Raw genomic sequence first — 24,067 nt, forward strand, 5'->3', positions numbered from 1 at the left:
CTTCGCCGGCGCCTCCGCCGACTCCACCGCCGACGACCCCACCAGCACCAACGCCACCCCCGCCACCCCCACCCCCCTCCACTTAGCCACCCGCAAACACCTCTTCATCGACGACGCCCTCCTCGCCGACACCGGCGACGCCACCTTCACCGTCAACCCACCACGCCGCGCCGAGCGCGTCATCGACAACATCAAGGGCACGTTCCGCAAGCACCTCACCGTCGCCTCCGGCGACGACGGCGTCATCCGCATCTACAACTCGAGGGAAGAGGACCACCTCGCCGTCTACACCTCGACCGACGGCGTCCACTTCGACCGGCCCGACCAGGGACGCGGCGAGATCAACGGCCACCGCAACATCGTCATCCCCGACATGGTGGGCGGCCTCGGCAACCCGTTCTGGGACCCGCAGGCGCCGCCCGACGAGCGCTGGAAGTACCTCACGGACTACCAGCGGCGCGGCCTCTACCTCTACACCTCGGCCGACGGCTACGACTGGACGCGGCGGCGCAACATCGTCCTGCCGTTCCGGTCCGGCACCCAGAGCAGCACCTACTACGACGACCAGCGGCAGGTCTACATGTCCTACCACCGCTCCGGCATCTTCCACACGCCCGGCGGCGTGACGCAGCGCAGTTCGGTGGTCACGGAGCACGAGGACCTGCGCGCGACCCAGCCGTTCAGGCCGCTGACGCAGCAGGAGTACCTCGACCTGCGCGCCGAGTACCCGCTCCGCGACCCGCTGCCGTGGTGGGTCGACAACGGCCCGCTGACGCCGGGCGGGTTCGGCATGGAGTACCCGCACCTCTTCGACCCGACCCCCGAGGACCCGGTGGGCACCGACTTCTACCTCACCAAGGCGATGAAGTACCCCTACGCCCCGGACACCTACCTCGCCTTCCCGGTGGGCTACTTCCACTACTACGGTGACGGCCCGGAGGCGCGCAGGGTGCTGGGCCTGGAGGAGCGCGGCCTCGGCTCCGGCCCGCTCGAATCCCAGATCGCCGTCAGCCGCAACGGACTCGACTGGAAGCGTCACCCCGAGCCGGCCTACGTGGGCATCGGCCGCCACCAGGGGCGCGACGTGGTCACCGCCTACATCGGCCACGGCATGATCCGCCGCGGCGAGGAACTCTGGCAGTACTACTTCGGCGAGACGCACTACCACTCGCCCCACACCCAGGACCCGGACGGCCGCGGCGTCTACCGGCTCGTCCAGCGCCTCGACGGGTTCATCTCGCTCGACAGTCCGTACGGCCACGAGACCACCGTCGTCACGCGGCCGCTCACGTTCGAGGGTGACCGCCTGCAACTCAACGTCGACACCGACGCCGTCGGCTACCTGCAGGTCGGCTTCCTGGACGAGCAGGGACAGCCGATCGAGGGCTACACCGTCGACGACTGCGTCTACGTCAACGGCGACTTCATCGCGAAGGAAGTCGACTGGCTGGAGACGGGGACCGACGTGTCCCCGCTGGCCGGCCGGACCGTGCAGGTGGTGTTCCGCATGCGCGGTGCGAAGCTCTACGCGATGCAGTTCGTGGAAGGAGGATAGAGACCGTGAACCGTGAAACCCCACCGTTGGAATCCAGTACAGAGCCGCGCCGCCAGCACCGCCTTATCTCTGGGTGCGCGGACCTTCTGGTCCGCTGCCGGCGAAGCCGGCCGGAAGACCGCGCCGGCCAAAGGCCGGCGACCACTCTTCTCTTCCTAGCCCTTGCAACCATCAGCGCCGTGGCCTTCGCCACAACCGGCCCCCAAACCACCCCCATCGACCTCGACGCCTACACCCAGATCCTCCACGTCTCCACCACCACCGGCGACGACACCACAGCCACCGGCTCCGCAACCACCCCCTACGCCACCCTCACCGCCGCCCTCGCCGTGGCCGACGCCAACACCAACACAGCCATTCTCCTAGCCGCCGGCACCTACCCAACCCACAACCTCACACTCCCCCCCAACGCCGACCTCTACGGCGGCTTCGACCCCACCTCCACCGACTGGACTCACAACCGCGACATCCAGGCCCACCCAACCATCCTCGACGCCCAGAGCGAAGACCGCGTCCTCACCATCGCCGCCACCGCCACGTCCGCCGACACCCCCACCAACGCCACCAACCGCATAGACGGCCTCCGCATCCAGGGCGGCCAGGTTCGCGGCCCCGGCGGCGGCATCCTCATCGACGGCGCCTCACCCGTCCTCTCCAACAACGTCTTCACCAACAACAGCACCCTCACTCCCGCCAACTGGGCCCCCAAGTACCTCCACGAAACCGCCCACGACGGCGGCGCCATCTACTGCCGCAACGGCGGCGCCCCCGAGATCCGCAACAACCTGATCACCGAGAACGGCACCGAAACCGGCCGCGGCGGCGGCATCGCCTTCGACCACAACTGCGACGGCCTGATCGCCGACAACGCGATCATCAGCAACGTCGCGGGCGCCGCCGACACCATGCGCAGCAGCGACGGCGGCGGCATCTCCATCTTCAACTGGTCGTCCCCCGAGATCAGCGGCAACGTGGTCCTCGGCAATTGGGCGCTCAACACCCACGACGGCGGCGGCATCTTCGTCGCCTACTGGTCCTCGGCCAGGGTCCGCGACAACGTCATCGTCGCCAACCTGGGGACCGACGACGGCGGCGGCCTGTTCGTCGGCGGCCAGGAACACCGCTACGACCGGCCGTTCGACCCGATGCCGAACGCCGAGGACTTCTTCGTCGAAGTGACCGGCAACCGCTTCTTCGGCAACACGAACGGTTCCCGCAACTCCAGCGCCCTGCGCATCACGATGGAGAGCCGCGGCCGGGTCGAGGGCAACGTCGCCGCGCTCAACGGCGGCTTCTACCTGCAGCGGAGCGAGCTGGAGGTCGTGGACAACACGATCCTCGAAGACACCCTGCTCATCGAGACCAAGGAAGGGCTCGAGCCCACGCGCTTCAGCAACAACATCGTCACCGGGTCGCTTGAGAGCGACGGCACCGCGACCGTCACCGCGTCGCTGATCCGCGACGGTTCCGTGGGCGAGGGCAACGAGGCGGGATTGGCCGAGTTCCTCGAGGACGGCCGGGAACTCCAGATGCTCGGAGCCACCTGGTCCGCGGCCAGCCACCAGACCCACGTCACCTTGGCGGCGCCGCTTCCCGCCGCCGACCTCACCAACCGCGTCGTCGCCAGCCGCGGCGGCTGGGGGGTCGTCCATTCCGCCTCCGGCCGCAATCTGACCCTCTGGCGCGACCACACTTCCGTCACCGAGCTCCACCTGCTCCCGACCTACCGCCAGATCGCCGATTCACCCGGCTTCGGCAAGGGCTTCGACGCCGCCCGCGCCGTCTCCGACTACGAGCCGCGGCGCGTCAACAAGTCGATCGAACTCCTCGAGCGCGGTCAGCCCATCTACTACGACGCCTCCACCGGCGGCTATGAGGAAGGCGTGCAGATGGCCGGCACCTGGGGCGACTACATCATCTACAACGTCGAGCACGTGGCGCTCGACTTCGCGGCGCTCCGCGAGTTCATGCGCGGCCTGGTCGACGCCGGTCCCACCCCGAGCGGCCACCGGACGCCCACCGTCATCGTCTCCCTGCCCCTGCTGGGCCTCGACGAACCGACCGTCACCGCCGGCGGCTGGATGGTCCAGCAGGCCCTCGCCCAGGGCGTCCGCGGCGTCCACCTCGCCCGCGCCCGCGACCCCGAGGGCGTCAAGCGCTTCGTCCAGGCCGCCCGCTACCCGATCCACAAGCAGGCCGTCGACATAGTCGGCGAAGGCCTCCGCGGCTGGGGCAGCCACACCTTCGCCGCCTGGGTCTGGGGCCTCAGCGTCCCGGAGTACCTCCAGAAGGCCGACGTCTGGCCGCTCAACCCCGAAGGCGAGATCATGCTCGGCGTCAAACTGGAAGACCAGCAGGCCCTGGACCGGGCCGCCGAGACCCTCTCCGTCCCCGGCCTGGCCTTCGCCGAGCACGGACCGCGGGACCTGGGCCTGTCGTACGGCTACCTGGAAGGCCGGGCCGACCCGCCGTTGCCGCCCGAGGTCGTCGCCGCCGGCGAGATGGTGCTGGAGCTGACGAAGGAGCGGGGGATGTTCTTCCTGGACAATGTGTTGCCGGGGAATGTGGCGGCGCAGATTGATCGGGGGGTGATGATTGGTGCGGGGAGGAGAGAGGATTCGGCGGAGGTGGGTAGGGGGTACAGCGGGCGGACTATGCCTTGGTAGGGTTTGGTCGGCCTCAACCTCGCGCCCTTCCCCCCAGCCGCACGCCTCCCTCTCCGCAGACCACACAAGTAAGTGTAGATACGGCAGTCATTTGAGTTTCTGAGTGGCTGGTACATCCCACAAGACGTCCCACCCCCAGGCCTGTGTGGGCGGGGTTCTCGACCGGGTTCTCGGTCTAGCTTCCTGCGCTTGGCAGACCCGATGACGGTTGTGGTCTCACACTCCGGCCCACACCGCACCGCTATTGCGGCGTCAATCCTCCACTGACGCGTGCTCCGAAACGCCCGGTGGCACGGCCGTCGACTTCGAGTACGCAGCAGTGGCACCCGCTCAAGCAGGCGGTCGGCCGATCATGACCTGCGCGAGCAGTTCGTCGAGGCTTGAGGCGACCTCGTAACGGGCGGGAGAGTCGCCCGTCGCCAGCGCTTTGAAGTGCGCCCTACCGCACTTGATCTTCTCCTGTTCCGCTGGGCGTAGTTCGGCCGTATGTATGGTTCCCTTCGTCTCGACAACGAGATACAGCCGCTCGCCATCGTCGGAATCGACCAGGACGGCCCAGTCCGGGTTGTAGGAGCCCAGCGGTGTCGCCACTCTGAACCAGCTAGGCAGTTTCGCGTACACCTTAACGGCGATGTTCTTCTCGAGTTGGTCGGCGAACTCCGCCTCGGTGTTCGACTCGTAGATGACGTGGTCGTGGACCGCCTTCCGCGCGGCCTGCATGTTCTTCAAGTAGCCGATCAGTTCTTTGCGCTCGAACAACTCCTGCGCATAGTACGACTCGTCGCCGATGCGCTGGTACTTGATGCCGTCCACGAGCGCCCGTTGTTTGCATCGGTTGATCGCTTGCGTCGCGTTCTCGATGAACTGCTGCGGGTTCTGCCGGAAGTCGCGGAGACGGCCGCTGGTAGTCAGGATCTGGTAGATGCTGCGCCTGGTAAGTCGGGTTCTGCCTTGGAGTTCCGTTAGCAGGTCCGGTAGCTCTATGTCGCCTGGATCAATGGCGACCGTCGCTGCGCCCTCCTTCTCCGCCGCTTCCACCCCGGATTTGCCGATCGCGATGTCCGCCTTGCGCCATTGCAGCCTCGTTCCGAGAAGGTCTGGTGCGGCCTTCAAGGCGGCGATGCAGTCCATCAGCAGCCGTTCGTTGTCGAAGGCGACGCGGTACGTTGTCTTGTGCTTGATGCGATTCCACAGCTCTTTGAACTCGGGGCTCTCGAGGATGGCCTGGCGTGGCCGCACCGTTTGGCGCTTGTCCGCATCCTTCACGTTCAGCGTTCTCGCCAACTTTTTCAGCACCGACACGATCGCCTCTCGCTGGTCGAGAAAGCGGTCCGGCACCATGAACGTGTCGTCCCGCAGTGCCGTCCGGAGAACGTCCTGGATTCTCCCGTGCCCATCAATGTGGCCTTGCGCCCGCAAGAAGTCGAAAAGGGCCTGGGACTCTTCGAAGCCAAGTGGTGTCTCGTGACCGTCCTTGCCCGTCACCGGGATCTGTGCGAACTCGTGCGGCTCAACGACCCCGAAGCGGATGCCCGTGTCTTTCTCAATCTCCTTCTGCAGGTTCTCGGCGAAGTCCTCGTAGCTCTCCGTGGCAATGACGGTCAGCGTGTTCACGTCGAAGCCGCGTAGGCGTTCTCCTTCCTGGTTGACGCAGAGCCGCAGGCCGCGGCCGATCGCCTGACGCCGGGCCCGTTCCGTCCGAATCTCGCGCAACGCGCAGATCTGAAAGACATTCGGGTTGTCCCACCCCTCGCGTAGCGCCGAGTGGGTGAAGATGAACCGAAGCGGCTCTTCGAGGCTCAGGAGCTTCTCCTTCTCCTTCATGATGAGGTTGTAGGCTCGTTCAGCGCTGTCGCGATTCGCTTGGTTGTTCTCGGCCGTGTCTGTCCAGCCACCCTTCTTGTCGATCGAGAAGTAGCCGTCGTGGACGTCCTCGACATTCACGGAGGGATCCTCTTTGCGGAACAACTTCGCGTAGGTGTGCATCCCGGCAAGTTGCCGGTACTCCTCCTCGAACATCTCGGCATAGTTGCCCTTCACCGCGTTCCCGTCCGCGTCGTACCGGCGATAGTGCTCCACCCGGTCGATGAAGAACAGGCTGAGGACCTTGATGCCCTGCGGTCCGAGCCGGAGTTCCTTGTCTAGGTGTTCCCGGATCGTCCGCCGGATCATCTGTCGGTGGAGTGCAAGACGGTCCACGTCGAAGCACGCCTCACCCTCACTAAGGCAGCGCTGGACTCCTGGCATTCGCAGGCCCATGGACTTGCTTCCCGGCTTGACCGAGATGTCGCCGATGTGGCAGTCGCTGTAGATTCCCCTGCCCGTGACCTGCTCTAGGTCGTAGCCGTCGAGTACGGTGACTTCCTGGCGGATCACTTTGCCAGCCCTCTCCACGTCGAGTTCGACCCGGGCACTCACCGTGCCCTGTTTGCTCCTGGTCGAGAGAAGCCGCACGTAAGGCCGGTTGTGAGCGTCCTCGACGGTGGCGGCTGCCACCTCGATCTGCTTGACTAGCTTCCGCTCGTAGGCGTCCACAGCGTCTAAGCGGTAGACCATATGGTAGCTATCCGCGTGCGTCGCCGAATAGCGCAGCGTGCACAGGGCGTTCATCCGCTCGAGTGCTTCCTTTCCCCGCCCCCGGAGACCACCGTCCACGCTCTGAGGTTCATCGACGATCACGATCGGCCGCGTGGCGCGGATGAAGTCGATCGGCTTTTCCCCACTCGTCTTCTCGTTGTCCTTGTACAAGTTGTTGATGGACTGCTTGTTGATCGCGCCCACGGTCACGACCATGATCTGGATGTGTGGACTGGCGGCGAAGTTCCGGACCTGACCGAGCTTGGCCGAGTCATAGAGGAAGTACTCGAACGGCGTCCGCGAATAGAGAGCCCGGAAGTGGTCCTCCGTCATCTGGAGCGACTTGTACACGCCTTCCTTGATTGCGATTGACGGGACGACGATGACGAACTTTGTGAAGCCGTACCGCTTGTTCAGTTCGAAGAGCGTACGTAGGTAGACATAGGTCTTGCCAGTACCGGTCTCCATTTCGACCGTGAAGTCCCCTGATTCGAGCGAAGGGGATCGCGGCAGTGCATTTTCAAGCTGAACAGCCTTCAGGTTCTCGGCGATCTCGTCGTCCGGCAAGCTCAGCCGGTTGCCCACGCCAAGATCGCTCCGCGCGAAGGGCATTCGCTTCTGTCCGCTGCCCGAGTCGCGAAGGACCGTGAACTCCGTCCGGCATGCCTCCTGGCCCCGGAACAGGCCGCAGACCGCCTCCACCGCCCGGAGCTGGAAGTCCAAGTTCGGCTCAAACCGGAGCTTCATCGTCTGAGGCGGGAGCGACCAAAGGCCACAGGCAGCAAGTTCATGCGAGCATCAGCCGCTCGCCGTGTGGCTCTGGCACGCCCCACCCTCGCTCCCTCGCCGTGTCGACCCAGAGTCCCATCGGGTCGTTGATGTTGCACAGGGCCTCCTGTTGGGTCTCGCCGTGAGCCATGCACCCTGGAAGCTCCGGCACGTCGGCAATGAAGACGTTGTCCTCATTGCTCCAGTAGAGGATGACCTCGCACCTAAACATCACTTGAACCTCCACAAGCCATACTTCCTGATTGTGCGTCGCACCTGCCGGACCTGGTAGACCTTCGCGGCGCCACCCTTCTCCTGAAGGTTGATTTGCTCCTCGACGCCGTCACGAGTGAAGACACGGTGGCTTCCGGGAACTCGTTCGTCAAGCCTAAGGCGCAGCAACAGACGGCGCAACTCGCAAACCGGAAGCTCGCATCTGATCGCCCCAGCAGAATGGTCTGCAGCAGTCGTTCGTGCTGTGCCATGCGGTGGCTCTTGCCTCCACGTCTCTCAGAGACTCCGTACGTCGGTGAGACCGCGTTGCTCAAGAATTGCCGCCACGTTCGCCTTCGTGACGTCGTCGGCGAAGGCACTGTCGCGGAACACCACCGTCGTCTCTGCGTCGCCCTCAAGTTCGTCATGCCAGTCCGCTATACCGGTAGCCAGCGTTTCGTACACTTCTCCGACGGTCTTCTCCTCAAGGCAGGCGAACAGAGTCCCGGCGCCGACGGCGTGAACGCGATGCGCGCTGATGGTCCGCGTCTCAATTGGCGTGCAGAGATCGAAGCCGAGCTTCAGCAGTAGCTCGTAAAGAAGGTCCTGCTCGGTCCGTCCCGGCTCGATGTGGTCCACGGCCGCGAGGAGCTCGCCCTCGATCTCCTCCGGTTTCGAGTTCCACGAGCGGATGTTGGACCTGTCGAGCTTCAACACGCGAAAGCCGAGATCTCCTGATGACGTCGGGTTCTCTTCCTTGATTTTCCGGCCTGCCCGACGCAGCCGCTCCTTGGTGATCTCACTGACAAGGGGTGGTAGACCGAGGTCCTGACAAGTCGTGGCGGCAGCTCTTTGCGCTGTGATTCTACGATCAAGGGCCTCCGGGAATTGCACCATGATGAACGCTCTCTTACCACCGTCGCTCGCGTTCTGAGCCATCACGGCGTGGGCCGCAGAAGCCGAACCGGCGAAGAAGTCGAGCACAAGAGCATCGGGTTGCGCCGAAGCCTTCAGCAGAACCCGAAGCAGCTCGACCGGCTTCGGAGTATCAAACGCCTTCGCTAGCCCTAGGACCTTGAGGTCCTTCTGGCCGCTTCCGGTCGAAGGACCGATTACGATGTCCTTTAGTGCTGTTCCATCGATGTCCCGGATCTTGGTGTAGACCTTGGCAGAATTCCCGTGCGGGACGAACTCGAGCTCGTGCGCCTCTTCCTCGATCTTCGATCGGCTCCAGCGCCATGCGTGGTACCGATAGCCGTGTGCCGCGTTGTCGTGGGGCATGATGCGCACGAACCCCGGGAAGGTCTCCGGAGACTCCACGTCAGTCACACGGGTCTCGCTCGACGCGAAGTTGTGGTGTATGCAGAACACCATGGTAGGCGCAGTTGTTTCGTTGAACCTCGAGTTGGTGTTGTACAACTCGTTCTTCGTGACATACGGACCTAGATCATCGCGTTTGACCTCGTAGGTCTTGCCTCTATAGACCGCCGGCATTAGCTTCTTGAGATCGGAATGGCTGCCCCGGAACTGGCTAAGATACCGTGCATCTCGCCCGAAACAGATGATGTACTCATGCGTGCCCACCGGCCCGCCGTCGCTGATTTGGCGCCCCTTTAGGTTCGAGACCCAGGTTATCGTCGCAAGGACGTTCTCCTCACCGAAGATCTCCTCCAGCATCAACCGACAGCGACTGGCTTCGCCACCGTCGATGCTTACGAAGCCAACGCCGTCTTGAGCCAGCAGCTCCCGAGCGAGCCTCAGTCTCGGGTACATCATGTTGAGCCAATCGGTGTGGAACCTCCCCGAGGTCTCCACACTTGACGAAAGTCGGAGCGCGCCGTCCACTTGGCCGGTGATCTCCAGATAGTGCCGGATGTTGTCGCGGTAGTCGTCCCGATACACGAAGTCCTTGCCGGTGTTGTACGGCGGATCGATGTAGATCAGCTTCACCTTCCGCGCATAGCTCTTCTGCAGGAGCTTCAGCACTTCGAGGTTGTCGCCCTCGATCATCAGGTTCTTCGTGATGTCCCAGTCAACGCTCTCCTCCGGGCAAGGGCGGAGTGTGCCGGTGGAGGGCGTAAGGGCGAGCTGCCGAGCCTGACGCTTGCCGTGCCAGTTCAGGCCGTATCTCTCGACGCCATCGTCTACGGGGTCACCGAGGAGTTGGCGGAGCACGTCGAAGTCGACCTTGCCCTCCGTGAACGCGTCGGGGAACAGTTCCTTGAGGTGGCCCAGATTCTCGGCGACTACGTCGGCGGAGGAGGCCTCAGGGGCTTCGGCTTCGATCTTGTTCATTCGTTCCGCTCCGGCTAACAGGTCCGCTCGGGCAGGGTCAGCGTCACTTCCGAGCCCCTCGGCTTCCCGTTTCGGGTCGCGCGACGGGCCGTCTTCGCGTCCTGGACAGTCGAGACCCTAACCCGGCGATTCTGCCATGACCTCGGCCGATGCGGTTGGAAGCGCAAAGCCTCAACCGAACGGCCGGTACGGGAGTAGGTCCGGAGGGACCCGCAGGCTCGGCTGTTCCCCTGAACCGCCAACCGCTTGTGCCTGTGCTTCGTGTTCGATCTGGTCCGCGAGCTCGAGTCGCCGATCCCAAAGTGGACCGCACCGGCTCCTAGGTCCCCGAGACCTGCGAAGTTTGGAGCAGCGGTCGTGGCACCGTTGACCTGCTCACCGGTCTTCCGTAGTATCCGCCCCTTCGTGCGGTGCGGTCACTTCCGTGTCACGCCGGATTCCGGGCCGAGCATACGGCTCCACCGCGCTTGACATTGGGGACCCGTGCGCTCGACGCCCGAGAATCGTCCTGTCATGGCTAGTTCTTCGTGGAACACTCCTGGCAATGCCTGAAGATAGACGTTCACGCTATGGGCCTCTACAGACTCTCAAGCCGGTGCAGCCAACACGTATAGATGTCCGTCGCCTCCGCGCCTTCTGCAGATAACGGGCCTCCGCGGATGGACTACCTGAACGCAACGCACTTATCTCTCGATGACCTCCGGCGCGCCAAGACCGGCCTCATGCATGAGCTGGTGGCGGACCGCAGCCGCTTGGCGACGCTGCCCGAAACAACGCGCGGCGTCGCGACTTGAGCGGCTGCGCCAACAACGGAGACGATACAGATGTGGCTCCGTGAACTACAAATTCGCAACTTCCGTAAGATCGATGCGCTCACCGTGAGTTTGCCGCGCGGTTTGACGGTGTTAGTCGGGGAGAACAACTCGGGTAAGACGACGATCGTCGATGCACTACGGCTCATGTTGTTTTCGAGCCGGGATTTCGATTCCCTCTGGCTTACGGAGGATGACTTTCGGACCGGAACCGATCACGCGCCGATTGAAATCTGCTGCCGCTTTACGGGACTAAGAGAAGAAGACGAAGTGTATTTCCAAGAGTGCCTCGTGGACGTCGGTAGCGGGAAGTTCGAGATGCAGGTCAATGCGCGTGTTGAGTTCAACGAGATCACTAAGCGCTGCCACGTGAAGATGTGGGGTGGCGAGACCGAGGGCGGCTCACTTCCGTCGAAGCACTACGATCGCCTGGCGACGATCTACTTGAGGCCGCTGCGAGACCCCGATCGCGGCCTCCGGCCGGGTCGACATTCCCAGGTGTCCCGCCTTATCGACTGCCTGACTGAGGACGACCAGCGCGCAGACTTCGAGACCATCGCCAATCACGCAAATGAGGAGATCCGCGCTCTGAAGCCGGTCGAAGAGGCAAGGGGGGACATCAATGCGCAGATGGCGGCCATCGCGGGTCGTGAACTGACCCAGAAGACGGAGCTGATCTTCACCGACCCAACTTTCGGCCGGATCATCGCGGGTCTGCAGCCTGAGATCGAGGGACTTCCGTTTCCCCTTAATGGACTCGGCTACAACAACTTGATCTTCACATCCGCGACTCTGGGCACGCTCCGGCGGAGTTCACGGTTCTCGTTCCGTTCGATCCTCGTGGAGGAACCCGAAGCGCACCTGCATCCACAGCTACAGGTGCTCCTACTCAGGCATCTGGCTGATGTTGCCAGCGAGTGCGAACGCAACGAAGTGCAGGTCATCGCGAGCAGCCACTCTCCCATCCTGGCAAGTCAGGCCCCGATCGACTCGGTCGTATCCGTTCATGATGTTGATGGCAAGGTGAGCACGGTGTCGGTTTCTGGCATCGCGATTGACCCGAAGATCAAGAGGAAGCTCCAGCGGTATCTCGACGCGACCCGCGGGGAGTTGTTCTTTGCCCGCCGGATCTTGATGGTGGAGGGGATCGCCGAGGCACTGCTGCTACCGGTCCTGGCGAAGATGGCCGGTGGGAATCTGAAGGAATCATCCGTGACGGTGTTGAACGCGCATGGAATCAACTTCAACGCGTTTATTCCACTGTTCCGCGCTGGAGGCCTTGGAGTGCCGGTCGCCATTCTCACAGACGGTGACGCGAAGGAAGTCGGTGGACAGATGTCGGCAACCGCAGTGGGCCTGAAGGCACTGGAGTCTGAGGTTCCCAATCTGAGGGTAGAGGTTTCTGAGGTCACGTTTGAACACGAACTTGCACGTTCCGATGCGATGCTGCCGCACATGATGGCGGCGTTCAATCAGCTACACCCCAGGAAAGGAGAAGAGCTCCAGGTGCATCTTGGGACACTGGAGTGCGCAGATGACCGGGCGGATGCATTCCTGAGCGCCCTCTTAGGATTGCGGGTATCAAAAGGCGAGTTCGCCCAGGAGCTTGCAGGCGCGATTGAAGGTTTGGAGCTTGGGGCCGAGGCGGTTCCCGCCTGCATACGCAATGCGCTGGAGCACTTGGGGGCTCTCAGGGAAGGAGCCGCAGATGACGTCGAGTAGTCGTCTCCGGGAGGCGATACTCGCGGAAGGGCCGACAGACCAGCAAAGGGACGCGATTTTCACTGAGGAGTTGGAGTTTCTCTTACGCGCAGCACCGGGAAGCGGAAAGACCTGGACGTCATGTCGACGCTTTGTCTGGAGAGCAGCCAACTGGCCTCACGCTGTCGGTGGACTGGCCCTTCTGTCGTTCACGAACGCGGCAATCCGGGAGTTCGAGACTGCGACGATCAAGTTAGGGCGACGAGACCTTCTCTCCGAGCCAAACTACGTCGGCACGTTTGACTCGTTCGTTGAACGCTACCTTCTCGGGCCGTTTGGCCATCTGCTCACGGGCGCAGACAAGCGTCCCAGGCTCTTCCCAGGCCCACGTCCAGGTCACTGGGCTAACAGCAAACTGAAGGTGTGGACGAGCGGCAAGGGCGGCAGCAAGATCCCGGTTCGTGCGTGGGAAATCGAACCCTATCGGGATGGCACCAAGCTTCGCTTCAAGTGGTCGCGAGGCTCCGCGACTCTACCTCTCGCCGCCGCCAATGAGGCCGTCCAGGAGTTGTTGTCTCTGGGGCTCTATACACATGCCCAGCGCGTGCGCTGGGCATGTGAGCTTCTCTCCAGGAGGCCTCACATCGCTGAACTCCTCGCCAGGCGCTTCCCAGAGATGATCGTTGACGAAGCGCAGGACTCGAATCCGTGGTTGCTTCTCCTCTTGAACCATCTGCGGGAGAAGGGAGCACGGATCACCCTCGTTGGCGATCCGGAGCAGTGCATTTTCGAGTTTAGTATGGCGGATGCAACGTCGTTGCCCAGTCTGAAGACAGAGTGGTCGATTCCAGAGAGGCCTTTGAGCCGGTCCTTCCGGTGCAACAACCAGATCGTCGAGGCCGTCCGTAACGTCGGCGGGAATCTGGCCTTCACAGGAGCTGGTGATGGAGGAGTGGAGGGACGCAGAGCCTTTGTAGTCAGAGAGACGTCGTCGACATTCTCTGATGGCCTAGCGGCCTTTCAAGATCTCGCAGACCAGGCTGGACTGAGCATCGACTCTGCGGCGGTCGTCAGTCGAGGGCATGGGCAATTGGAGGCGCTGCGCGGCAGGGCAAACCACAGGAAGCTTCAGGGCAAGGCAGGCCGTTTGGCCGCAGCCGCGTTCCTTCGTGATTCCCGACGCGACTATCGCGGGGCTGCGCGGATCGTTGAGGGGGTCGTGCGCGAACTCGCTGGGGACGACTCTCTGTGGGAACGCATCGATTCCGACCCGAAGGCACCGGAGGCGACGGCTGTGAAGCTGGCGATCTGGAGGTTCGTTAAGAGGCCGGACCGATTGGAGCCGGTATCTCAGCTTGGTAGCACCTGGGTTTCTTCCATGCGAACCCAGTTGGCGAGCTTGATCGAAGAAACCGGCATGCGGTGCGATGCGAAGCTAGGGGATCACATCACGATCAGGGGACTCTCCGTCGCTCAGAGGGCTTTGCCGCTTTTCGAATCTTCCCAGGAGTTTCCGGAAGTCCGACACGACACGATTCACCAAGTGAAAGGCGAGAGCATCGACGCAGTGTTCGTCATCGGCACGACGAGGTTCTGGAACTTGGTGATGACCGCGGTGCGAGACGGCGAAAGCACAGAAGAGCGACGGCTGGCGTATGTGGCCATGACCCGAGCCCGGCACCTGCTTGTGGTCGGGTTACCGAAGGGGCACTACGATAAGCACTCGAGGACCTGGGTGGAGTGGGGCTTCAGGGTGGCGACGTAGTGGACGCGGGAACGGAATGTGCGCCGGATCTCCTCGAAGGTGGCGCAATCTTGTGAGATGGGCGCTGCCAAGGGGCTCAGGCCCACGATCTAGCCCAGCAGCGTGGCGCTTGTGGCTCGTTGTCGACGACGGCTGTGCGATGCGGTAGCGAGCCGTGATCCCCGGCGTCAGGATGGTTCGGTCGTCGACCGCCCTCGGGGTCGCTCCCTTTCCTGTGGGCGCTGCACGCTTTCGAGTCTGTCAGCAGACGAGGAGCACGGGTGCCCCGGTCGCTGGCGGTGAGGAGGAGGCTCTTCCTTTTGGCGCCGACGGGTCTCGATTCAGGTGTTTGGGGTTAGCCCTCAGGGAGCGGCTTGTCGACGAACTGATGCCGCTGGAATTCCGAGCAATAGCAGTGGGCACGGGTGCTTTGCTTCCTCGTCGACGCGAGCCTGGAGTTGCTCCCAATGTGTGGTGGTCGAGGAGAACTTGTCGGCCACGAACTTCGGTGCCCAAGCAGCAGGAAAGTCCGGTCCGGTCACGGGAACCTGCGCCAACTGCCGCTGAGTCGGACGCACACCGAATCGTGTAAGAGCATCGAAGCTCTGGATGCGATTCTCTTGCGCCCAAGCACGCACGATCAGTTCCAAACTCTCTTGGAGAGAGGCACCCCGAGTAACAATGATGCCAGCGTCTGCTCTGCCCTGGGTGTGAAGGCGCTGGAAGTCCTCTAGGTCACGGTCAAACGTCGTGTTCTTGCTGTTCCACGCGATTCTCAGAACGACCGAACCAACGCCACCGTTGTACAAGAGGTTGAGTCTGCCCTCTGCCTCCCACCCGATCCCGATCAGATCGTTGCGTAGACGCCTAGTTTGCTGCGATAGACCGCCCCCGCTACGCACGAGTTCAACGTCTTCGATGTAAAACTGACTAAGGACGTGGCACAACCCGTGGAGTGCGCCGGGGAGTCGCCGAACCAAAGTCGTCCGGGCTCTGCTCACCGACCGGACGTCGAAGCCCGAAGACTTGAGCGCATCCAGGTTCACTGAACTGGAGTCGGGGAGTTTCGGGGGTATGTAGGCCAATCCGGCTCGTAGTCGTCAGAGGCTTGGTTGCCCCACGTCGTCCAGTTGGGACGGGTGCCGCGACCAAACAACTCTAGGTACGGCCCCCAACTGCAACTCTCAATCAGTTTGTACTGCTCGTCCGGCTTGCGAGAGTGTTCCCGTTTCTGACTCTCAATCATGTTCACCTGACTGCGCCCTGGACCTAGTGTGCGAACTTGCTTCCCCCGAACCCCGAACAGGATCATCTCGGTCACGTTGCGGAAGTAGAAGCCGACACCCCGACCATCTGAGCCGCCATCCTTGCGGATCTTGTGCCAGATCAAGTTGGTCTTGTACTCAAAACCCCACGATTCGAGCACAAACAGCCCGTCGGGCATAAGAGCGTTCGGCACCCACAGGTAGCAATGGGCGCGTTCGTCTGTGTACTTTGAAATCGGGAGGGATGCGATCTCGCTCAAACTGAGAGTCGCGTACCGCGAGAGGCGCCGATGCTCGGGGGCTACTTTTCCCGTACGATTCGCGAAACGCCAAGGCGGGTCGGCCAGAATGGTGCCAAACCGCTCGGCACCGAGGCTTCTCTCCAGATCGGCTGCTAGAGAGCTGTTTTCGGAGGCCGAATCGGGTTCAAGCACCAAGGGGGCATGCTGGCCTGGAGATTCCGACATAACGCCGTTACGCTAGGCGCCTGACCGGCTCCCGTCCAGTAGCGGCCTGCGGAAATCACGCCACGCAGGCGCATCCCCATAGACTGGAGCAGTTTCCAACCGTGACCGATGTTGATACCGCCGTTGAACCTCTGCGGGCATTCTGAGGAACCGCCGCGACCGGTGTCGCCTAGCCATCGAGGGATCCTACCTGTGGAGGGCCGAGTTGGCGATCTCCCGCGGCCGGAATCGTCCGATCTCTTGGAGGTACCTCCGAAGAGCCCAAGCGAGGAACCTGCTCGCTGAACTCGACTCTCTTGCCGATGCCTCGAGGGCTCCGGACAGCGCGTTGCGCTTTCGAGCGCCGCTCCCCGTATCAGAAACTCGGACCGACACGCCGCGCCGTCTACGTGCACGAGGTCAGGTTGAGCCAGCTGTCAATGGCAACCGAGAAGGTTCCACATGTCTTCGTTGACGCGTTCGGCCACCGCGCGGACGTTCGCGCCCACGACGTAGCCCGGCAGCGCGGCGCTCGAGTCCCGTGCCGCGGGCGACGGCTGTGCGCCGCGGTAGTGAGCCATGACGACCTGAAGTGGAGGTCGTCCCCGACGGGCCAGCACCAGGTGTTCGCGATGACGAGTCGCTTGACGCGCTCAGGGTGCTTGCGCGCGTGTTCGTCGTTTCCCCGGTCAGCGCCCCTGGAACGGCGCCTTGCGACGCTCGACGAACGAAGCGATCCCCTCCGCGAAGTCCGCCGAGTTCGCCGTCTTCGCGCGCATGGCGGGGATCTCCCGGTACGCGGCCTGCTCGCCCTCTTCGAGATAGACCTGCGCCGCCCGCTTGATCTCCCGAACGGCGAGCGGGGCGCACTCGCAGATCTCCTCCGCAAGCTCCAGGGCCCGGTCGATCTGGTTGCCGGCGGGCACGACCTCCTGCACGAAGCCGAGAGCGAGTGCGCGCTGGGCGTCGAACTCGTCGGCGCGCAGCAGGTGGTACATCGCGTTTCCCCATCCGGCTCGCTGCACGTAGCGGACGTGGGCGCCTCCGAACACCGCGAGGCCGCGCCGGGGTTCCAGTTGCGCGAAGCGCGCGTCCTCGGCCGCCACCACGATGTCAGCGGCCAGCGCCATTTCGATCCCGATCGTGTAGCAGATTCCCTGGACGGCCATCACCAGCGGCTTGCGGCATCGCCGGCGGAGCGCGAAGGGGTCGGGGCGGTCGTCCGGCGATTCGTCGGCGTCCCTGCCGCGGGCCATCGAACCGGCGAACTTCGGCAGGTCGAGGCCGGCCGTCGTGTGCTTCCCCTGGAAGGTGAGGACGCCGACCCATGCGTCTTCTGTCTCCTCGAGTTCGGCCAGTGCACCGGAGAGTTGGGCGAACATCTCGGGAGTGAAGCTGTTGAGCTTCTTCTCGCGGTCCACGTGGATTCGCAGGACGTGCCCGGCGAGGGTGGTTGTGATGGGCGTTGCTTCAGTCATTGTCTTTCTCCGTTTCCTCAGCCCGAACTCGACTCGCCGGCCGCCCGTGTACAGCACGGCCGCTGGCGCGGGCGGTGAAGTAGTGCGCGGGGACGGATCAGGCGACGGCGACGGCGCGTCGCCGTTCCTGGGCGAGGTCGTGGCTCGCCTGCATCCGCATCCAGTGTTCCGGGTCGGACCAGCCGAGCGCCTTGAGCCGCAGCGCGGTGGCTGCGGTGATGCCGGCGTGTCCGTGGAGGATTCGCGACAGGAACGCGCGGGTGACGCCGAGCCGCTCGGCGGCGTGCGTGATCGTCCAGCCCTCGGCCTCGATGGCGCTCGCGACGAGCCTGCCTGGGTGGGCGGGGTTCTTCATGCGGGTCATTCTAGGGCTCCCTCGTATCACGCGGGACTGGGGCCCTGCCGTGCGCTCCGTGAGCTGATGCGGGGCCTGGTCGATGCCGGCCCCACCCCGAGCGGCCACCGGACGCCCACCGTCATCGTCTCCCTGCCCTTGCTGGGCCTCGACGAACCGACCGTCACCGCCGGTGGCTGGATGGTCCAGCAGGCCCTCGCCCAGGGCGTCCGCGGCGTCCACCTCGCCCGCGCCCGCTACTCGCTCGTTGTCTTGTAGGGTAGGCGGCCGTCCTGCTAGGACGCCGGGACTACGGTGCATGACGAAGACGCAAAGAGAAACGGCACAGGCCGGTGGTGCGCCGAGGGTGTTCATTTCCTACTCGCACGACTCGGAGGGGCACAAGGAGTGGGTCCTCAAGCTCGCCATGGATCTTCGACACTTCGGAGTCGATGCGATTCTCGACCAATGGGACCTTCGCTACGGCGAGGACCTGCCGAGCTTCATGACCCAGGGGATCTCCGACGCCAAGCGGGTCATTCTCGTCTGCACCGAGGACTACGTCGTCAAGGCCGATGAGGGATCCGGTGGAGTCGGTTATGAGCGCCTCATCATCACGGCCGGGATCTTCGAGGACACGGCAACGACCAAGTTCCTGCCGGTTGTGCGACAAGGCGGGGCCGGGGCGAAGCTCCCGCAGTTCATGGAGGGACGGCTCTACGTGGACTTCTCCGATGACGCTTCCTACCCCCATCAACTCGAGGAGCTCGTCAGGGAGATTCACGGTACGCCTTCTTCTCCCAAGCCCCCGTTGGGCGTGAACCCGTTCGCGGGCCAGGCAGGGGCAACCGCTGCAGGCACGAGTTCGCCGCAACGGAAAGCTCCCGCTCGGCCCTTGACCACCACCGTGGACGCCGGTTGGTTCGAGCGCCACGTCAGCGCTGCTAGGGCGGGTCTGGGGAACGGTGGGGCCATGGAGCTGCGCTTCGGTCTTGATGAGCCGATCGACGCAACGCAGGCCGAACTCCTGGAAGCGGCTCGTTCGTCCCAGATTCACACGTTCGGCTGGCCGTTTGGCGTGGTCCTCGACGGGGACGAACAGGGCCCACAGCCGGTTCCAGACGGCATTGTTGCCGAAGTGTCACTCGACATGAGCCGTGGTGACTTTCGGGATTCGTACGACTATTGGGCGCTCGGAGGCGATGGATGCTTCTACTTGCTCCAGAGCCTCTTTGAGGATCGGCATGCCAAAGGACAAATCCAGTTTGATACACGCATGAGGCGGGTGGCCGAGGCCCTCATGTACTGCGGCAACCTGTACCGAAACCTGGGAGTAGCCGACGAAGCGAGCATGCTCGTGCGAGTCTCGCACGTGAACCTGGGAGGCAGGACGCTGGCTGCAACGGGGAGTCGCTACGTCTCTCCGAAACAGCTAACGCCGAAAGTCGGGGACGTGAGCTCCGAACTGGTGACCTCAAACACTGACCTGCGCCGGAACCTCACCGGCAGAGTGGAGGAAATCCTGAAGAGCCTCTTCGTGCTCTTCGGCTTCCAGGCCTTCGCACCAGAGATCTACGATGATGTCGTGGGTCAGTTCGTGAAGGAGACGGGAGATCCGGCGTGGTATGGCGCGGTCCCCGCCCTAGGGGCGCATGGAAGCGCGGAGGGGCAACGCCAGTCGTAGTCCGGCCCAGGCACGCGAAGCCTCCGTGGCGGACGCACCTGGGCAACTACCCCGATAGCCCCCCTGCTCCGCAGGTGCGGGCCGTCGCCGCCTAGAATCCGTCCATGCCGAGGGTCTTCACGAAGGGGATTATATCCCTAAGTTACATTCGAAACCACTCGCCCGGGGGCGAACCCCTTGGAATCCCCAATACGGTGCGCGCAGCCTCCCGGCTACCACTTCCTACTTCCCCGGCCGGACTTCCACAACACGGTCCCCGACCTCCAGGCTGTCGATAGTCGGGAACAACTTGCTAAGTTGTAACAGTGAGTCCGGACTCTCGATGACCGTGGCAATCGAGAACCGATCATGCACTGCCGTAACTCTCACTCTTCCTTTCCGAGCAGACACGACGCCGAGAGCTTCGCCGGTCTCTGGATCGCTAACTTGAACTTCATCTTCCATGACGTCGAACTGCATCCCGTGCTTGACGCCCTTCTTTGAGCCTACGTTGATCGCCAGTTGTTGTTTGGTGAGGTCAATGCCCTGGCGTGGATTGAGTACTGTGGCGACGCGTCCTTTGATGAGAGCACCCGTCGGTTCGACTGAAGATTGCATGCTGATCACCGTTAGCTTTCGTCCGAATCGGATTCGCTTCCTATGTATTGGTCTCTAGTGGCTTCCGGATCTGGGACCACCATCTTTTCTCGTATCTCTCTCACCTCGTCTGGCAAGAGTTCTTCGATCTTGTCGATCTCAGACTGAGTGAATCGGAGCAAAGTCCGCAGGCTGCGCCGTAGCTCGCCCTGACTCACTGTTTCGTTGTTCAGGGGCGTTAGCGTTGTGTACATCGAGGCCAGAATAGCGTACAGAGCACGAATACTCTGACGGGCAACGATACGGTAGGGATTGCGGGTGTTCAACCACGCGAGGATTCTCATCCGTCGCAGAGGCTATCACCCTCGCACATGCCAGCGGCAAGCCAGTGCCCGGTGGCCTGGCACGCCTGGGGTCTAGTCGCGAGGTCGTCCGGTCCCCTTCTTCGGCTCGGTACCGAGGAATCGGAACGGCCGCATGAACCGTTCCTCCGCTTCCTCGAGCGTGAGGTTGGGCATGGGAAGTTCTTCTTCGAGTTCAGACTTCGACGGTTCGTAGTCTGTCGGTGTTACCTCGATCTCCGCTTCACGCGGAAGCGTGGCTCGCTTCTTCCTTCCCTGGCTCACGCTAACTCCCATACCTAGGGCTCCTTATCGTGCGGCACAAACTTCCACCCGCGGACCCACCGCCACGCCACAACGTACCAGTTCGGCCACCATCCGGAGCCGCCCGACTCTCGATAGGGGCTAAGGAGCCAGCGAGTGCCACGGGGAAACCTCAGATGTGTATACGTTTCAGCAATAGCTTCGCGCCAGCCTTTGGCTCCAGTTGGAATCTGGCGCGCGTGACTCTCGGGACGATGGTCCTCGCGCCGGGCGCTCCGTGACGAGAGGCCGAAGCCGATGTGGTCGAGCGCGACGCAGCGGAACTCCGATCGCAGTTCCCGGATCGGATGCCGGAACAGGAACGACCATGCGGGGTTGCCGTGGACGAACACGATCGGCTCGCCCTCGCCTTCGTCGATGTAGTGCATCCGGTGATCGGGCGGGAGGTCGAGAAAGCGGCTCTCGAAGGGGAACAGGTCGTCCGAGACCCAGTCGGGACGGGCGATCGATGCGGTTCCGTTCATGCGGCGCACAGCTCCCTGAGCTTCTCGAGGCAGTCCGCCCAGCTCCGCTCGTGCTCGTCGCGGGCCTCGTCCTGGGTGAACCGGGCATGAGTGAGCGTGAGGCGCGTCCTGTCGGCCGATTCGGGTTCGAACTCGATGGTGACCAGCGTCTCGGTGTCGCTGCCTTCCCAGCGCCAGGTGTGCACCAGACGACGTAGCGGCGCGACTTCCCGGTACACGCCGCGGGCGAGCCAGCGCTGCTCGTCGGTCCCGCGCATCTCGATGAGGAAGGTCCCGCCGACCGCGACGTCGGCGACCGCGCGCGAGGCCACGGCACTGCCGGGCGCCAGCCACTGCTTTAGCAACTCCGGGTCGGTCCAGGCCGCGTAGACCCGCTCGACCGGTGCGTCGATCACGCGTTGAAGCGTCAGGTCCGTCATCGCCGTTCGCCCTCCTCGTCGCCGCCGGTCTCGACCAGGTCGCCCAGCGCATCGAGGCGCTCCGTCCAGAAGCGCGTGTGGAACTCGAGCCAGTCCTGGGCGTCCCGGAGCGCGGCCGGGTTGAGCCGGCATACTCGTTCCCGGCCCCGTGCTTCGCGGGTCACGAGGCCGGCGCGTTCGAGTACGCCGAGGTGTTTCGAGACGCCGGCGAAGGAGAGGGGGAGAGGGCGGGAGAGGTCGCCGACGGTTGTTTGGCCGGAGGCGAGGCGGCCGAGGATGGCGCGGCGGGTGGGGTTGGAGAGGGCGTGGAAGACGCGGTTCAGGTGTTGTTCAACCATGTGGTTGAGGGTAGCGGGCGCTGGGCTGTCATTCAACCCTTGGGTTGAATGACAGCCTGGAGTCGCGCTCGGGCTGTGGAATCAGTGGGTGCGGCGTCGGCGGCTGTCTGAGACCAGAGAATCATGAGGGAAGAACAGACGGTACATGCCTGCCCTGGCCTTAAGGCAGGCCTGGGACTTCGCAGTCCTCCACCAAGGTCTCATCGCCCTCGTTGGCACACTATCGGTGATCCGCGAAGCGCGAGAAGCTGTACTTCGTGGCCCAGAAGTCCTCCGGAAAGTCACGGCACGCAGGGCACGTCTTTGTGGGTGGTCGGCGCAGTGACAGTACTTGCTCCGTTACGCCGGTTCTTCCCTCAACGTAGTTCGGAGCTCCCTCGACTGGGCCAAGTGAGAGCTTGTCGATCTCAACTGCGAGTAGCCCCGCCGCAGCGGCCGATTGAAAGGGCAGGGAGGCGTGGACTGTCGTTTTCGTGCCCGGTGTGGATTCGATCTCCGTAGCCCCTTGGGCACAGACGGTAGGCAGCACTGGGACATCGAGGGGAAACCGACACTGAAGGCAGTAGCCTGTGCCAGGGGTGTGGGCGCCGAGGGCCACACCCCAACTCTCGTCGGTAGTGGCTTGGAGAGTCAAAGGAAGAACCGCTCTGCTCATCGCCGGCCAGACGTGATCTTCGTTCGCGAGCGCCAAGGCCAGGTCAAAGTCTCCAACGCGGTAGCTGCGTTGGGCGTAGTCTGCCCATTTGGCCTGAATCGGTTGGATCTCAAGGTCAGCGTAGCACTCGGTGGCGCGGACCGCGGCCTCGACTTTCGGCGCTTCTTCCGGGACTGCGTCGAGCAGCCCGAACAGTAGAGACCTGTCTAGATTCTCCACCTTCACGACATCATGATCGACTAGGACCACATCCGCCGAGGCGCCCATGAGGCACAGGAAGTAGATGATGTTAGAGCCAACCGCGCCCGCTCCCACCTGAAGGACGCGACCGAGACTCGGCGGCTCGCTAGGTGGCCCGTGGGTCTCGTAGCTCGATTCGTCGCGATTGAGCGTGTGGTGCCATGTGTTCCATCTCACCTCGGCGGGTCCGTCACAAGAAAGGCGCCACGCCTGCCTGAACACCCTTCCGACGCCCAGGGTTATGGCGAACAGGAGAACGGATGTGATCGGCTCCGACCGGCACGGCGACGATGGACCATTCGTGGAGACCGCGACCCAGCCATCTGCCCAAGCTGCTATTTCGTGTCTTGACGCTGGCCCCGGGCCGATGGCCAAAGAAGGCTGCGCGTCATCGGGGCTACGCCATCGAAGATCAAGAAAGGGGTTGGCTGTTCGAACGGCCTCTTCAATGGCCGTCACAAGCGGCTCGATCGTGCCGTCCGGCCCGTCCGGTAGAGCTACCGACAGCCTGGGTACCCATCGGGCGAGCAAGTTCGCAGCGGCTACAACCGCAGGAAAGGCAGCCGGCGAACGGAGCGCCGCGGCGCGGACGACGAGTCCGACGCCCTCTGCGGGGCATGCACCGCCGTAGCCTAAGCGCAGGGCGCGATCCCCTCTTCGTGCGAGGAACTCCTCCTCCGTGATCAACTGCGGTGGTCCACTTGGGTTGGCAGAATATGAAGGTGTTCTTGGTGGTCTTGGGCCGGTACGAATCGGTAAGCTCCGCTCATGAACCGGTGGACGCCCCAGGTTCGGGGATCGAAGTCCCCGCGTGCGAAGTTGGCCACCACAACAGAAACATGCCCCTCGAACGGGCTGAACGTGAACAAGTCATCCCCCTTAGAGTGGCGCGCGGCGGCGCCGGGTGGATGGGAGTGAGCCTGTCCTAAGAGCACAATCCCATACTCGGAAAGGGTGTTGATTGCCTCGGCATTCGCCTCGCTGGAGGTCTCGACCCGGCGATGGTGGGCGTTACACTTCGGGACTACGAGCGTAGTGACCGTTCCGCCTCGGCGATCCGGAACACCGGCCCAATAGACAAGACCTTCGGTGCCTTGAAAGGTCCTGAGCAGCAGGTGAGTGCGGGTAGCTAGCTCTCTGGTTAGACGTACAGGCGGATAGCCGCCACTCTC

The 24,067-nt window shown here is 63.3% G+C and carries 19 protein-coding genes and 1 pseudogene; 7 read left to right on the forward strand and 13 right to left on the reverse strand.

What is annotated here, in order from left to right:
- On the forward strand, positions 1-1,555 hold a 1,555-nt coding region (locus OXG83_14845; GenBank protein MCY3966311.1), incomplete at its 5' end, for a hypothetical protein.
- Between the two features lie 179 nt (positions 1,556-1,734).
- Entirely contained in the window at positions 1,735-4,221 is a 2,487-nt protein-coding gene (locus tag OXG83_14850; protein ID MCY3966312.1) for a right-handed parallel beta-helix repeat-containing protein, read from the forward strand.
- Positions 4,222-4,551: 330 nt separating this feature from the next.
- Here OXG83_14850 and OXG83_14855 read toward each other — a convergent pair whose 3' ends face one another.
- The 4 genes and pseudogenes from OXG83_14855 to OXG83_14870 form a co-directional block, all read right to left on the reverse strand.
- A complete protein-coding gene (locus OXG83_14855; protein ID MCY3966313.1) occupies positions 4,552-7,545 on the reverse strand; it encodes a DEAD/DEAH box helicase family protein in 2,994 nt (997 codons plus the stop codon).
- A gap of 40 nt (positions 7,546-7,585) precedes the next feature.
- The gene (locus OXG83_14860; GenBank protein ID MCY3966314.1) at positions 7,586-7,798 is read right to left on the reverse strand and encodes a type II toxin-antitoxin system HicB family antitoxin; all 213 of its coding nucleotides are present in this window, start codon (positions 7,796-7,798) and stop codon (positions 7,586-7,588) included.
- A pseudogene (locus tag OXG83_14865) lies at positions 7,798-8,051 on the reverse strand (type II toxin-antitoxin system HicA family toxin). The gene OXG83_14860 and the pseudogene OXG83_14865 overlap by 1 nt, the downstream one beginning before the upstream one ends.
- Positions 8,052-8,076: 25 nt before the next feature.
- The gene (locus OXG83_14870; GenBank protein ID MCY3966315.1) at positions 8,077-10,074 is read right to left on the reverse strand and encodes a site-specific DNA-methyltransferase; all 1,998 of its coding nucleotides are present in this window, start codon (positions 10,072-10,074) and stop codon (positions 8,077-8,079) included.
- Between the two features lie 659 nt (positions 10,075-10,733).
- Here OXG83_14870 and OXG83_14875 point away from each other — a divergent pair.
- The 3 genes from OXG83_14875 to OXG83_14885 are packed head-to-tail and all read left to right on the forward strand — an operon-like array spanning position 10,734 to position 14,352.
- Positions 10,734-10,868: a hypothetical protein gene (locus OXG83_14875; GenBank protein ID MCY3966316.1), complete on the forward strand. Its 135-nt coding sequence runs from the start codon at positions 10,734-10,736 to the stop codon at positions 10,866-10,868.
- 30 nt (positions 10,869-10,898) lie between these two features.
- Entirely contained in the window at positions 10,899-12,608 is a 1,710-nt protein-coding gene (locus OXG83_14880; protein ID MCY3966317.1) for an AAA family ATPase, read from the forward strand.
- Positions 12,595-14,352, forward strand: a complete 1,758-nt coding sequence (locus OXG83_14885; GenBank protein ID MCY3966318.1) for an ATP-dependent helicase — start codon at positions 12,595-12,597, stop codon at positions 14,350-14,352. Before OXG83_14880 ends, OXG83_14885 begins: the two co-directional genes overlap by 14 nt.
- A 1,021-nt stretch (positions 14,353-15,373) precedes the next feature.
- Here OXG83_14885 and OXG83_14890 read toward each other — a convergent pair.
- From OXG83_14890 to OXG83_14905, 4 genes are all read right to left on the reverse strand, one after another.
- Complete coding sequence (locus OXG83_14890) at positions 15,374-15,982, reverse strand: MT-A70 family methyltransferase (GenBank protein ID MCY3966319.1); 609 nt, start codon at positions 15,980-15,982, stop codon at positions 15,374-15,376.
- 497 nt (positions 15,983-16,479) lie between these two features.
- Positions 16,480-16,623 (reverse strand): hypothetical protein, encoded by a 144-nt coding sequence (locus OXG83_14895; GenBank protein ID MCY3966320.1) that lies wholly within the window; start codon positions 16,621-16,623, stop codon positions 16,480-16,482.
- A gap of 108 nt (positions 16,624-16,731) precedes the next feature.
- On the reverse strand, positions 16,732-17,520 hold the full coding sequence (locus OXG83_14900; GenBank protein MCY3966321.1) for a crotonase/enoyl-CoA hydratase family protein: 789 nt from the start codon (positions 17,518-17,520) through the stop codon (positions 16,732-16,734).
- Between the two features lie 97 nt (positions 17,521-17,617).
- Positions 17,618-17,884, reverse strand: a complete 267-nt coding sequence (locus OXG83_14905) for a HigA family addiction module antitoxin (GenBank protein MCY3966322.1) — start codon at positions 17,882-17,884, stop codon at positions 17,618-17,620.
- A gap of 57 nt (positions 17,885-17,941) precedes the next feature.
- On the opposite strand from OXG83_14905, the gene OXG83_14910 reads away from it, so the two are divergent.
- Together OXG83_14910 and OXG83_14915 are read left to right on the forward strand one after the other, a co-directional pair.
- Entirely contained in the window at positions 17,942-18,133 is a 192-nt protein-coding gene (locus OXG83_14910; GenBank protein MCY3966323.1) for a hypothetical protein, read from the forward strand.
- 40 nt (positions 18,134-18,173) lie between these two features.
- Positions 18,174-19,538, forward strand: coding sequence for a toll/interleukin-1 receptor domain-containing protein (locus OXG83_14915; GenBank protein ID MCY3966324.1), 1,365 nt, complete (start codon positions 18,174-18,176; stop codon positions 19,536-19,538).
- 222 nt (positions 19,539-19,760) lie between these two features.
- Here OXG83_14915 and OXG83_14920 read toward each other — a convergent pair whose 3' ends face one another.
- The 5 genes from OXG83_14920 to OXG83_14940 all read right to left on the reverse strand — a co-directional run bounded on the left by OXG83_14920 (position 19,761) and on the right by OXG83_14940 (position 23,582).
- Positions 19,761-20,135: a hypothetical protein gene (locus OXG83_14920; GenBank protein MCY3966325.1), complete on the reverse strand. Its 375-nt coding sequence runs from the start codon at positions 20,133-20,135 to the stop codon at positions 19,761-19,763.
- 619 nt (positions 20,136-20,754) lie between these two features.
- Positions 20,755-21,243, reverse strand: coding sequence for a hypothetical protein (locus OXG83_14925; protein MCY3966326.1), 489 nt, complete (start codon positions 21,241-21,243; stop codon positions 20,755-20,757).
- Positions 21,240-21,662, reverse strand: coding sequence for an SRPBCC domain-containing protein (locus OXG83_14930; protein ID MCY3966327.1), 423 nt, complete (start codon positions 21,660-21,662; stop codon positions 21,240-21,242). The genes OXG83_14925 and OXG83_14930 overlap by 4 nt, the downstream gene beginning before the upstream one ends.
- Positions 21,659-22,000, reverse strand: a complete 342-nt coding sequence (locus tag OXG83_14935) for a metalloregulator ArsR/SmtB family transcription factor (GenBank protein ID MCY3966328.1) — start codon at positions 21,998-22,000, stop codon at positions 21,659-21,661. Before OXG83_14935 ends, OXG83_14930 begins: the two co-directional genes overlap by 4 nt.
- 220 nt (positions 22,001-22,220) lie before the next feature.
- Positions 22,221-23,582, reverse strand: a complete 1,362-nt coding sequence (locus OXG83_14940; protein ID MCY3966329.1) for a ThiF family adenylyltransferase — start codon at positions 23,580-23,582, stop codon at positions 22,221-22,223.
- Positions 23,583-24,067: the final 485 nt, after the last annotated feature.

This window comes from Acidobacteriota bacterium (assembly GCA_026707545.1).
Classification (GTDB): Bacteria; Acidobacteriota; Thermoanaerobaculia; order Multivoradales; family Multivoraceae; genus Multivorans.

Bases quoted from the DNA above. Each gene is read 5' to 3' on its own strand.
- OXG83_14855 (MCY3966313.1), bottom strand. From the start codon at position 7,545: ATGAAGCTCCGGTTTGAGCCGAACTTGGACTTCCAGCTCCGGGCGGTG.
- OXG83_14860 (MCY3966314.1), bottom strand. From the start codon at position 7,798: ATGTTTAGGTGCGAGGTCATCCTCTACTGGAGCAATGAGGACAACGTC.
- OXG83_14870 (MCY3966315.1), bottom strand. From the start codon at position 10,074: ATGAACAAGATCGAAGCCGAAGCCCCTGAGGCCTCCTCCGCCGACGTA.
- OXG83_14875 (MCY3966316.1), top strand. From the start codon at position 10,734: ATGGACTACCTGAACGCAACGCACTTATCTCTCGATGACCTCCGGCGC.
- OXG83_14880 (MCY3966317.1), top strand. From the start codon at position 10,899: ATGTGGCTCCGTGAACTACAAATTCGCAACTTCCGTAAGATCGATGCG.
- OXG83_14885 (MCY3966318.1), top strand. From the start codon at position 12,595: ATGACGTCGAGTAGTCGTCTCCGGGAGGCGATACTCGCGGAAGGGCCG.
- OXG83_14895 (MCY3966320.1), bottom strand. From the start codon at position 16,623: ATGGCTCACTACCGCGGCGCACAGCCGTCGCCCGCGGCACGGGACTCG.
- OXG83_14900 (MCY3966321.1), bottom strand. From the start codon at position 17,520: ATGACTGAAGCAACGCCCATCACAACCACCCTCGCCGGGCACGTCCTG.
- OXG83_14905 (MCY3966322.1), bottom strand. From the start codon at position 17,884: ATGACCCGCATGAAGAACCCCGCCCACCCAGGCAGGCTCGTCGCGAGC.
- OXG83_14910 (MCY3966323.1), top strand. From the start codon at position 17,942: ATGCGGGGCCTGGTCGATGCCGGCCCCACCCCGAGCGGCCACCGGACG.
- OXG83_14915 (MCY3966324.1), top strand. From the start codon at position 18,174: ATGACGAAGACGCAAAGAGAAACGGCACAGGCCGGTGGTGCGCCGAGG.
- OXG83_14920 (MCY3966325.1), bottom strand. From the start codon at position 20,135: ATGCAATCTTCAGTCGAACCGACGGGTGCTCTCATCAAAGGACGCGTC.
- OXG83_14925 (MCY3966326.1), bottom strand. From the start codon at position 21,243: ATGAACGGAACCGCATCGATCGCCCGTCCCGACTGGGTCTCGGACGAC.
- OXG83_14930 (MCY3966327.1), bottom strand. From the start codon at position 21,662: ATGACGGACCTGACGCTTCAACGCGTGATCGACGCACCGGTCGAGCGG.
- OXG83_14935 (MCY3966328.1), bottom strand. From the start codon at position 22,000: ATGGTTGAACAACACCTGAACCGCGTCTTCCACGCCCTCTCCAACCCC.